This is a genomic window from Enterobacter sp. UPMP2060 (assembly GCF_053709655.1).
On sequence record NZ_JBSKJQ010000022.1, the window covers coordinates 1 to 12,382 of the forward strand.

Annotated in this window: 2 protein-coding genes; both read left to right on the top strand. The window is 64.9% G+C overall.

All coding sequences use genetic code 11. The features are described 5' to 3' along the window. Positions 1-1,230: ShlB/FhaC/HecB family hemolysin secretion/activation protein (locus ACWKXN_RS22190; protein ID WP_454544361.1), on the top strand; the 1,230-nt coding region annotated here is incomplete at its 5' end. Positions 1,231-1,244: 14 nt separating this feature from the next. After that, positions 1,245-12,382 (top strand): hemagglutinin repeat-containing protein (locus ACWKXN_RS22195; protein WP_454544362.1); only part of this gene is annotated, 11,138 nt, incomplete at its 3' end.

The window sequence follows — 12,382 nt, forward strand, 5'->3', positions numbered from 1 at the left end:
GAAGGGCGGCTGGAAGCGATCCGTCTGGAAGGCGAAACGCCGCGCATGCTGAAAATGGCGTTTCCGGGACGGACAGGCGGCATCCTTAATTTACGCGACATCGAACAGGGGATGGAGCAAATTAACCGTTTGCGCGCCGAGCCGGTGCAGATTGAAATTCTGCCGGGAACGCAGGCCGGATATTCCATCGTTAATCTCACGGGCAAGCCGGAATTTCCGTTAAGTGCATCCGTGAGCCTGGATAATAGCGGGCAGAAGAGCACCGGTGAAAACCAGCTGAGCGGCGTGCTCACCGCCAATAATATGCTGGGGCTGGCGGATAAATGGTTTGTCAGCGGCGGGCGCAGCAGCGATTTTGCCAGCGCGTACGATGCGCAGAATTTCCAGGCGGGCGTCAGCGTGCCGTCTGGCTACGGCCTGCTGGACTACAGCTACGCCTGGAGTAACTACCGGACCACCATCAGTAACCAGGGGTTCAACTGGCTCTCCACGGGCGATACGAAAACCCACCGCCTTAACGCGTCCTGGGTGGTTTTCCGCAACGGGAATGTCAAAACCGGCATTGCGGCGGGCGTGGTTCAGCGCTCCAGCCGCAACTGGCTGAACGACGCGCCGCTTAAGAGCAGCACGCGCAACCTCTCGAGCCTGGTCCTGGGGATTACCCACACGCAAAAAATGCTGGGCGGCGTGGCGACCTTCAACCCGACCTGGAGCCACGGCATGCCGTGGTTCAATGCCGAAACCGACGAAAATAAATCCGGGGATATGCCGCGGGCGGAATTCCGCAAATGGAGCCTGAACGCCAGCTTCCAGCGTCCTGTTGCCCGTAACGCGTGGTGGCTGACCAGCGCCTACGGCCAGTGGTCGCCCGACCGGCTGTACGGCGCCGAGCGCCTGACGCTCGGCGGGGAAAGCTCCGTACGCGGTTTTAAAGAACAGTACCTGTCCGGGGATAACGGCGGCTACTGGCGTAACGAGCTGGGGTATTCCCTCTTCACCCTCCCGGTGATTGGCGCGGTAAGCGCAACGGTCGCCGTTGACGGCGGCTGGCTGGAAAAAGACCGTCAGGACCGCTTTGCCTCCGGCACGCTGTGGGGCGGTTCGGTGGGGCTGAGCAGCGCAGGACGCGGGTACAGCAGCCAGATTTCGGTCGGCACGCCGCTGCACTACCCCGACTGGCTCGGCCCGGATCATGTGAGCGTTAACTGGCGCATTGCCTTCATGCTTTAAGAGACTCTACGACTATGGATACCCGTCACCCACCCGTTCGTTTCTCGCAGCGTCTGATCAGCTGGATTGTCTGCGGCCTGATGGTCTGGCAGCCGGTGGCACCCGCCGTCGCGGCGGCGCTCACGCCGGCCGGGCAGACCACGGTGGACCGGGCGGGGAACGGGGTGCCGGTCGTCAACATCGCCACGCCCAACGGGGCGGGCATTTCGCATAACCAGTTCGGCGAGTATAACGTCGGCAGCGAGGGGCTTATCCTCAACAACGGCACGGACCGTTTAACCCGGACCCAGCTGGGCGGGCTTATTCAGAACAACCCCAACCTGCAGGCCGGGCGGGAAGCGAAAGGCATCATCAACGAAGTCACGGGCGCCAGCCGCTCGCAGCTGCAGGGCTACACGGAAGTCGCCGGTAAGGCGGCAAACGTCATGGTGGCCAACCCGTACGGCATTACCTGTAACGGGTGCGGATTTATCAACACCCCGAACGTCACCCTGACCACCGGCAAGCCGCAGTTTGACGCCAGCGGTAACCTGCTGGCGCTGGAGGTGACGAAAGGGGCCATAACGGTTGAAGGCCAGGGGCTGGATGCCAGCAAGAGCGACGCGCTGTCGATTATTGCGCGCGCAACGGAGGTGAACGCCGCGATACATGCGAACGACCTGACGGTAACGGCAGGGGCGAACCGCGTGGGTGCCGACGGCAGCGTCAGGCCGGTTGCCGGCGAGGGCGCCGCGCCCGTGGTGGCGGTGGATACCGGCGCGCTCGGCGGGATGTATGCGAACCGTATCCGCCTGGTCTCCAGCGAGGCGGGCGTCGGGGTGAACCTCGGCAACCTCACCGCGCGCCAGGGCGACATTCAGCTGGATGCGGGCGGGAAACTGACGGTCAGGAACAGCCTCGCCAGCGGCTCGATTAGCGCGAAGGGCGCGGGGGTGGCCCTCAGCGGCAGCCATCAGGCAGGGGGCGCACTGAACGTGGCCAGCTCGCAGGATGTGGAACTCAGTAACAGCACGCTCGCCAGCCAGGGCGACATGCGCCTTTCCGCGGCGGGGAAAGTGCAGATGACGGGCGGCGGGACAAACAGCGCGGGCGCGCTGGCGGTCAGCAGCGGGCAGGCGATGACGCTCAGCAATACCTCCCTTATCTCCCGCGGCGCGGCGACGCTGAACAGTCAGGACACCCTTACCGTCAACGGCGGCGGCGTGTCGGCACAGGGCGGGGCGCTGACCGTCGCGGGCGGGCAGGGGATGGCACTTTCGGATGCCACGCTGACGGGCCAGGGCGACACCACGCTGTCCACCGGCGGCAGCCTGACGCAGCGCGGCGGCAGCGTCACCGGCAGGGGCGCGCTCAGCGTGGCGGCCGGGAAGGATATCACCCTGACGAATACCCGCAGCGGAAGCGATACCCGCGCGACCCTCAGCAGCGGCGGCACGCTGTCATCCACGGGCAGTGCGGTCTCGGCAGGAGAGAGCCTGGCGCTGAGCGGCGGGCAGCTGGTGCTGGACGGCCAGAGCCGGGCCGATGCCGCGGCCGATATCCGCCTGACGGGCAGCACCGTCAGTAACCAGGGGCAGGTGAATGCGGGGCGCGACATTGCGCTCTCCGGCGACAGAGTGTCCAGCAGCGGCCTGCTGGCGGCGAAAGGCCGTCTGGACGTGAGCGCCGGAGACCTGACGAACGGCGGCACGGCGCAGGGCAGCGACGTCACCCTGAAGGGGCAGACGGTGACCAATAACGGCACCCTGCAGAGCGCCGGCAGCCTGACGTTAAGCGCCGGAACCCTGGCGCAGCGGGGCACGCTGAGCGCGAAAGGCAATGCGGACGTCACGGCGCAGCAGACCCTGCGTAACGACGGCAGCCTGCTGGCTGACGGCGCGATGAACGTGACCGCAGGCGCGCTTGAGCAGAACGGCACCCTGTCCGGCGCGACGGCGCTGACGGCGCAGGCCGGCACCCTGACCAGCGGTCAGGCGTCCCGCACGACCAGCCAGGGCAATATACAGATTACCGCGACCCGCAGCGCCAGCCTGAACGGGCAGACGGACGCGGCGGGGGCGGTCACCGTCAGCGCCGGCGACCTGACCACCGGCCGGGACGCGCACCTGCAGAGCGGGCAGGGGCTCACCCTGCAGGCGCAGAACGCCGCGCTGAACGGCACCCAGGCGGCGAAAGGCGCCCTGTCGGTGACGGCGGGCACGATTGCGCACGCCGGGAAATCCACCGGTGACGCGCTGAGCTTTAACGCGACCGGCGACCTGACCAGCGGCGGGGAGCTCACCGCCGGCGCCATTACTCTCAGCGGACAGAACATCCTCCAGTCCGGCGCCGCAAAAGCGGACCGCATGACCCTGACGGCCCCCGGGCGCATCACCAGCAGCGGCTCGCTGGTTGCCGGTATCCTCTCGCTGGACGCTGCCTCGGTGGAGAACGGCGGGCTGCTGCAGGGCACCACCCTGCTCGGCCTGAAGACCGGGTCACTCGCGAACCTCGCGGGCGGGTCGGTCTACAGCGCGCAGGATTTAACGCTGAACGTTCCGGTGCTGGCCAACGGCGGGCTTATCACCACCGACGGCACGCTGCGCATTAAAGGCGACACGCTGACCAACCAGGGTGAAATCAACGGCGTCAGCCTGAGCAGCGACTACCTCAGCCTGACCAGCAGCGGACGCCTGCTGGCGGACGACCGGCTCACCCTGAACGGCACTACTCTGGTTAACGCGGGCAGTATTGCCGCCGGCGACCTGCACATCACGGCGGACAGCCTGGAGAACCAGGGTACCGTCGAGGGGGACGCGGCCCTGACGCTCGGCGTGGCAGACATTACTAACCGCGGCGCGCTGCGCAGCGGCGGAACGCTGACGCTTAACGGCGACACCCTTACCAGCAGCGGCGAGCTCAGCGCCACCGCGCTGCTGCTGAACCTGACCCGTCAGGTCAGCAACGAGGCGGGCGGCCGGGTGATTGCCCGGGACGGCCTGACGCTGACCGCCGCCAGCCTGACCAACAGCGGGCTGATGGCCGGTACCGACGCGCAGTTCAACAGCGCGTCGGTGACCAACGGCGGCACGCTGCAGGGAACCCGCTCGCTGACGGCGACGGGGGCACAGCTCAGCAACCTGCAGGCGGGCATGCTGCTCTCCGGTGGCGCGCTCGGCCTGCACCACTCCACCCTGAACAACGCCGGGCTCATGCAGGGCAACACCCTGAACCTGGCCACCGGCGAGTGGATGAACACCGGTAACGCGCTGGGGGAAGCGGGCGTGACGGCGGCGGTGACCGGCGCGCTGACCAACAGCGGTAAGGTGCTCAGCCAGCAGGCGCTGGACGTTCAGGCCGGCAATACCGATAACCGGGGCCAGCTGCTGGCGAAAGTGCTGACCCTGCGGGGCGACCTGCAGAACAGCGGCCTGCTTCAGGGCAGCAGCACGCTGGCCTGGTCCGGCAACACCTTCGCGAACCAGACTCAGGGGCAGGTGACGGGCGGTGAGACCCTCACCCTGAGCGGACACACGCTCAGCAACGCGGGCAGCCTGCAGGGGCGCAGCGCCACGCTGGACGCCGCAGGCCTGAATAACCAGGGCAGCGTTCAGGCGCTGGACGCCCTGACGCTTGCCGCAACCGGCAGGCTGGGCAACACGGGCGCCCTGCTCAGCCAGAACCTCTTCACGCTGACGGCGGCGCAGCTGTTTAACGACGGCCGGCTGGCGGGGAAAGCGCTGACGGTGAACGCCGCGCAGCTGACCAACACCGGCATGCTGCAGGGCAACGACACGCTGGCGCTGACCACCCGCGCGCTGAGCAACGGCGCCACCGGGCAGCTGGTGAGCGGAAGCGGCCTGAATCTGTCCCTGGACACGCTCGATAACGCCGGTCTGCTGCTGGTGAACGGCGGGCTCACCCTCCGGGGCAGCGACCTGACCAACCGGGGCGATATTCAGGCGCAGGACCTGGATTTGGGGCTGGGCAACGCCCTGAGCAATACCGGGAACATCGTGGCCACCGGCGATGCCGCGCTTCACGCGACGACGCTGACCAGCAGCGGCACGGTGGCGGGCAGAACGCTGACCGCAGGCGCGACGGAGCTGCGCAACAGCGGCCTGATGCAGGGCAGCAGCGCGGTTAACGCCGCCGCTGACCGCTTTATCAACGCGCTGAACGGCAAATGGCTCTCCGGCGGCGGCTTCACGCTGACGGGCGGGCAGCTGACGAACGCCGGCACGCTGCAGGGCGCGACGCTGGACATGACCGGCACCACCCTCACCAGCAGCGGCACGGTGAACGGGCTGGCGGGGCTCAGCGGCACGCTCGGCGGGGCGTTAACCAATACCGGGCTACTGCAGAGCGGCGGCGCAACCACCTTCACCGCGGACACCCTGGCGAACCCGGGGCGCATCACCGGCGGCACGCTCTCCCTGACCGCCCGCGAGATGAACAACGACGGGCTGATGCAGGGAACGAACGGCCTGGCGCTCACCGGCACCGCGCTGACCACGGGCGCGGCCTCGCGCACCCTCTCCGGCGGCATGCTGACGCTGGACGCAGGCCAGCTGGTTACGCAGGGCACGCTGCAGGGGAACGGCGCGGACATCCGCGCCACCGGCGACTGGACGCACGGCGGGTCCCTGCTCAGCCAGGGGGCGCTGACGGCCGCGACCGGCGGCACGCTGACCTCGTCCGGCTCGCTGATGAGCCAGGGGCGGGCGGATATCACCGCGCAGACGCTGGATAACCGCGGGCAGCTCCTCAGCGAAGGGGACGTGACGCTCGGCGGCAGCACCCTTAAAAACAGCGGCACCGTGCAGGGGAACACCCTCGCGTTGCGCCAGGACAGCATTAACAACCAGGGCACCCTGACCGGCCTGCAGAGCCTGACCGTTCAGGGGCAGCAGCGGCTGATGGCGCGCATGGCGATGGCCGCGCCGCAGCAGGCGCTGATTAACGGCGCTGGCGGCAGGCTTCTCACTCAGGGCGCGCTGACCATTGCCTCCGGGGCGGTGACCAACGCCGGCAGCTGGCAGGCGCAGAACATCCTGCTTAACGCGCAGTCGCTCAGCAACAGCGGCACGGTGCAGAGCGCCGACGGGCTGCAGATGAAGCTGGGCGACACGCTCACCGGAACCACGGGCAGTAAGATTACCGCGCTGGGCAGCGCCACGCTGCAGGCCGCGACGCTGGCGAACCAGGGGCAGTGGGCGGCGAAAAACCTGACGCTGACCGGCGGCACGCTCAGCAACAGCGGCGCCATCAGCGGGGTGAATGGCCTGACCCTCAGCCAGACCGGCGCGGTCAGCCAGCAGTCGACCGGCACCCTGCTTTCCGGCGGGGCGCTGAACGTCACGGCGGCCTCCGTCACCAGCGACGGCAGAATGCAGGGGAGCACGCTCGGCATCACCACCGGGGCGCTCACCAACGGCGGACGTCTGCAGGGCGATAACGGCGCGACGCTGGCCCTCAGCGGGACGCTGACCAACAGCAGCGGGGGCGAAATCGTCAGCCGCGATGGCCTGACGCTGACCACGCCCGCGCTGTTTAACTACGGCCTGATTCAGGGCGGCGGCGAGACGCGCGTGACCGCCTCCTCGCAGGCGCGTAACGACGGCAGGCTGCTCTCCGGCGCGCGCCTGACGCTCGGCACGCCGCAGTTCACCGGCACCGGCTGGCTGCAGGCCACCGACCTGATACTCAATGCGGCAAACGCCACTAACGGCGGCACGTGGGTGGCCGACCGGGCCACGCTGACCGGCACCACCTTTGCCAGCCAGGGCACCACCCAGGCGGGACAGCTGACGGTTAACTACGGCCAGCTGAACAACAGCGGCACGCTGCTCGGCAACGCGCAGCTGAATATTGGCGCGGACCAGGTAACCCAGAGCGCGGGCGGCAGGCTGCTGAGCGGCGGCAACCTGTGGCTGCAGAGCCGGGGGCTGGACCTGACCGGCCAGCTGGTCTCCCTGGGGGACTTAACGCTGCAGCTGACGAACGCGTTTACCGGCCGGACCGCCGTGGCGGCAGGCCGGACCCTGACCATCAGCAGCGGCGGCGACATCGATAACCGCAGCGTGCTGCAGGGGCAGGCGGTTAACCTCAGCGCGGGCGGGCAGCTCAGCAACAACGGACAAATCACCACCGGCGGCGGCACCAGCACGCTCTCCGGCAGCAGCGTGGCGCTGAACGCCGCGGGCTCGGTGCAGGGCGGGGGCGACATCACCGTCGCCAGCCGGAGCAACATTACCGTCGACGGCTTCACCGGCACGCGCGGCTCGCTGACCCTGAGCGCACCGGGGTCCATCGTCAACACCGCGCTGCTGTACGCGGCGAATAACCTGGCGCTGTTTGCTGACAGCATCACCAACCGGCGCGGCGACATCATGGCGGGGAACAACCTGTGGATGCAGCGGGATGCGGCGGGGAATGCGAACAGCCAGGTGGTGAACACGTCGGGGAATATTGAGACGCAGGGTGGGGATATTGGGATCAGAACGGGGCATTTGCTGAATGAACGAGATGATATGGAGTCGAGCGGTAATACGCAGACTTTGACCAATCCCGCTTACGTCGGAACGGCATCGTATCAGATATCTCTGGATGACATGCCAAAACTCAATTACGACATAGTTTATACCCGTACTGATGTATGGGTTGGCAGTTGCGGTCCAACGGGCGCATGTACTATGGATGAACCTTTTTACAGGAAATCCTACAAGCTTTCCGATACAGGAAAAACTCAGCGTTTTGCTATCTCCCGTACAACAATGGACATTTCAGGGAATAGCGCGGCAGGTCGTATTGCTTCAGGTCAAAACCTGAACATAAACGCCGCTACGCTAGATAACAATGCAAGCAACATTCTGGCTAATGATAATGTCGCGTTAAGCGGAAACGTGCTCAATAACAATAGCTATCAGTCAGGGGGTTATACAGATTATCTGGTTTACTCATCCTCTTATGTTGGCGCGGGTGGGGCTCTCTACACGCTGACTGGTCAGGAGCGGGTGCAAGATGAAGGGGGCGCTATTATTCGTGCCGTCATCCAGGCGGGCGGCAACGTCACCGCAAACTTCACCAGCAACATCAGCAACACTAATACCACCGCTAACGCGGGCGGCGTCAGTAACGTTATCTCCACCCCGTCGCTGAACACACTCAGCAACCAGACCATCGGCAGCGGTGTGCAAAAACAGGGGCTGAACGCTGCCGGCAGCGTGGCGGTGAACTCGCCGCAGTGGAACGATCGGCTTCAGGGGGCGCTGCAGCAGCTTAACGGCGGCGGCGCGCTGGAAAACGGCGGCGCGTCCGGCACGCCTCTCAGCAACGTTGCCACCACGCAGAAAGGCGATGCGAACCTCGGCCAGCTGGGCGCACTGGCGAACGCCGGGGTCACCACCGCCGATCTCCGAACCGCGCAGGGCGGTACCGTCGGGCACTATCAGGGCCAGCGCGTCGACACCAGCGCTTACCCGCTGCCGTCGGGCAACAACGGCTATTTTGTCTTCTCCGACAACCCGAAAAGCCCGTACCTGATCGGCATCAACCCGAAACTGAATGGTCTCGGACAGCTTGATCCCGCCCTGTTTGCCGATCTGAACGCGATGCTCGGGATCAAACCGTCGTCCACGGCGCCGCAGGAGACGCGGCTGGCGTTTACCGACGAGAAGCAGTTCCTCGGCTCGTCCTATATGCTTGGCCGCCTCAACCTGAACCCGGACTACGACTACCGCTTCCTCGGCGATGCGGCGTTCGATACCCGCTATGTCTCCAACGTGGTGCTCAACCAGACCGGTAACCGCTACCTGAACGGCATCGGCTCCGATCTGGATCAGATGCGCTATCTGATGGACAACGCAGCGGCGGCGCAGCAGTCGCTGGGCCTGCAGTTTGGCGTCTCGCTGACCGCCGATCAGATTGCCGCGCTCGACCACAGCCTGCTGTGGTGGGAGAAAGCCACCGTCAACGGCGAAACGGTGATGGTGCCGAAACTCTACCTGTCGCCGAAGGACGTCACCGTCAACAACGGCAGCGTGATCGCGGGCAACAACGTCACCCTGAAGGGCGGCAGCATCACCAACGGCGGCAGCTCGCTGCTGGCGAAAAACAGCCTGACGCTCGACAGCCAGAACAGCATCAGCAACCTCAGCAACGGCCTGATGAAAGCGGGCGGCGACCTGAACCTGAGCGCCATCGGCGATATCAATAACATCAGCTCCACCATCAGCGGCAAAACGGTCGCGCTGGAGAGCCTGGACGGCAGCATCAACAACCTGACGCAGGTTGAGCAGATTGATATCAACGCCGGAGGGAAGTACGGCAACATCGGCCTGAAGGACACGCTGCTGGGCAACACGGCGTCGATTACCGCGCAGGATGGCCTGTCGCTTGAGGCGGGGAAAAACATCACCGTTACCGGGGCGAACCTGGCCTCCGGCGGGGATATGCTGCTGAATGCGTGGGGCGATATTGCCGTCAACGCGAATCAGATCAACGACGCATTCAGCTCCAGCCGGGAGAAAACCAGCCGTTCGTCCGTCACGTATCAGGGCAGTAACGTCACCGCGGGCGGCAACCTGCTGGTGAATGCCGGGCACAACCTTGACGTGACCGCCAGCGACCTGAAGGCGGGCGGCAGCGCGGGGCTGAGCGCGGGCAACGATCTGAACCTGAACGCGGAGCAAACCAGTGAAAGCAGCCGGAAAGGGAAAAGCGAGTCCCACAGCACCGGGCTCGACCGCACCACGATTTCCGCAGGCGATAACCTGGTCCTGAAGGCCGGGCAGGATATCAACGCCCAGGCCGCCGCGCTGGCGGCGGAGAAAAGCGTCGGGCTGCAGGCGGGTCGCGACGTGAATCTGGCTGCGGAAGAGACCACGCAGGGCGACAGCTATAGGTCAGGCAAGAAAACCGTTATTAACGAATCGGTGCGTCAGCAGGGAACCGAGATCGCCAGCGGGGAGAATACTCAAATCCTCGCCGGACGCGATGTCACCACCGAAGCCGCGCAGGTGACGGCGAAGGGCGATATCGGCGTGGCGGCAGGCCGCGACGTCAGCCTCAATACCGCAACCGAGAGCGATTATCACTACAAAGAGCAGACCAAAACCAAAAAAGGTTTCCTCAGCAAGAAAACCACCCACACCATCGAGGAGGACAGCGCGACGCGTGAATCCGGCTCATTACTTAGCGGCGACAACGTGCAGGTGGTGGCGGGCAACAACCTGCGGGTGTTCGGCTCCGCCGTGGCGGGCGATGGCGACGTGCAGCTTAAGGCGGGCAACAACGTCGATATCGTGGCGGCCACGAACAGCGACACCTCCTGGCGCTTTAAGGAAGAGAAAAAATCCGGCCTGATGGGCTCGGGCGGGATTGGCTTCACCATCGGCAGCAGCAAAAGCACGCACGATCTCCGTGAGAAGGGCACCACCCAGAGCCAGAGCTTCAGTACGGTGGGATCGACGGGGGGTAACGTCGCGATTTCTGCCGGAAACCAGACCCACATCGGCGGGGCGGATCTTATCGCCGGGAAGGATTTAAGCCTCAGCGGCGACAGCGTCATCATCGAGCCGGGGCACGACAGGCGCACCCGGGATGAAACCTTCGAGCAGAAGAAAAGCGGGCTCACCGTGGCGCTCTCCGGCACCGTCGGTAGCGCTATTAACAATGCCGTGAGCGCGGCGCAGGAGACCAAAGAGCAAAGTGATGGCCGTCTGAAAGCCCTTCAGGCCACCAAAACGGTGCTGTCCGGCGTGCAGGCCGGGCAGGCTGCGGATATGGCGGCAACCACCGGCGACCCGAACGCAATGGGTGTGAGCCTCTCGCTGACGACCCAGAAGTCGAAATCACAGCAGCATGCTGAGAGTGATGCGGTGGCAGGCAGCACGCTGAACGCAGGCAATAATCTCTCCATCACCGCGAACGGCAAAAACAAAGGCGCGAACAGCGGCGACATCGTGATTGCGGGCAGCCAGCTGAAAGCCGGGGGTGATACCACGCTGGATGCACAGAACGATATTCTGTTGTCCGGCGCGGCGAATACCCAAAAGACCAGCGGCAAGAACAGCAGCAGCGGTGGCGGTATTGGGGTAAGCATCGGTGCCGGAGGCAACGGCGCGGGTATCAGCGTGTTTGCCAACGTTAACGCCGCGCACGGCAAGGATAAAGGTAACGGTACCGACTGGACCGAAACCACAATCGACAGCGGCAAAAACGTCACCCTTAAAAGCGGGCACGACACCGTGCTTGATGGCGCCCAGGTTAACGGCAATAAAATCGTGGCAGATGTTGGTCACGACCTGCTGATGCGCAGCCAGCAGAACAACAGCGACTACGACAGCAAGCAGACCAGCGTTGCAGCGGGTGGCAGCTTCACCTTCGGCACCATGTCCGGTTCAGGCTATATCAACGCCAGCCAGGACAAGATGAAGAGCCGCTTTGATTCGGTGGCCGAACAGACCGGGCTGTATGCCGGGGATGGCGGCTTCGACATCACCGTGGGGCATCACACCCAGCTTGATGGCGCGGTTATCGCGTCCACCGCCACGCCGGACAAAAACAGCCTCGATACCGGAACGCTCGGCTTCAGCGATATCCACAACGAAGCGGACTTTAAAACCTCGCACTCCGGTATCAGCCTGAGCGGCGGCGGCAGCTTCGGGGATAAATTCCAGGGCAACCTGCCGGGTGGCATGATCTCCGCTGCGGGTAATAAAGGCCATAAGGAAGGCACCACGCAGGCCGCCGTGGCAGAGGGCTCCCTCACTATCCGCGACAAGGCAAACCAGAAGCAGGACGTGGCCGAACTGAGTCGCGACACCGAACATGCTAACGACAGCATCAGCCCGATCTTCGACAAGGAGAAAGAGCAGAACCGCCTGAACGCGGTTGGGATGATCAGCGACATTGGCAGCCAGGTGGCGGATATTGCCAGGACGCAGGGTGACCTGAACGGGCTGAAGGCGGCCCAGAAAGAAACCGGCGCAACACTCCCCGCAAACGCGACAGAGAAACAGCGCCAGGATTATCTGGCGAAACTGCGAGATACCCAGGCATACAAAAACGTGATGGTGACGTACGGAACCGGCAGCGATATGCAGCGCGGCATCCAGGCGGCCACGGCAGCGCTGCAGGGACTGGCGGGCGGCAATATCGGAGGGGCGCT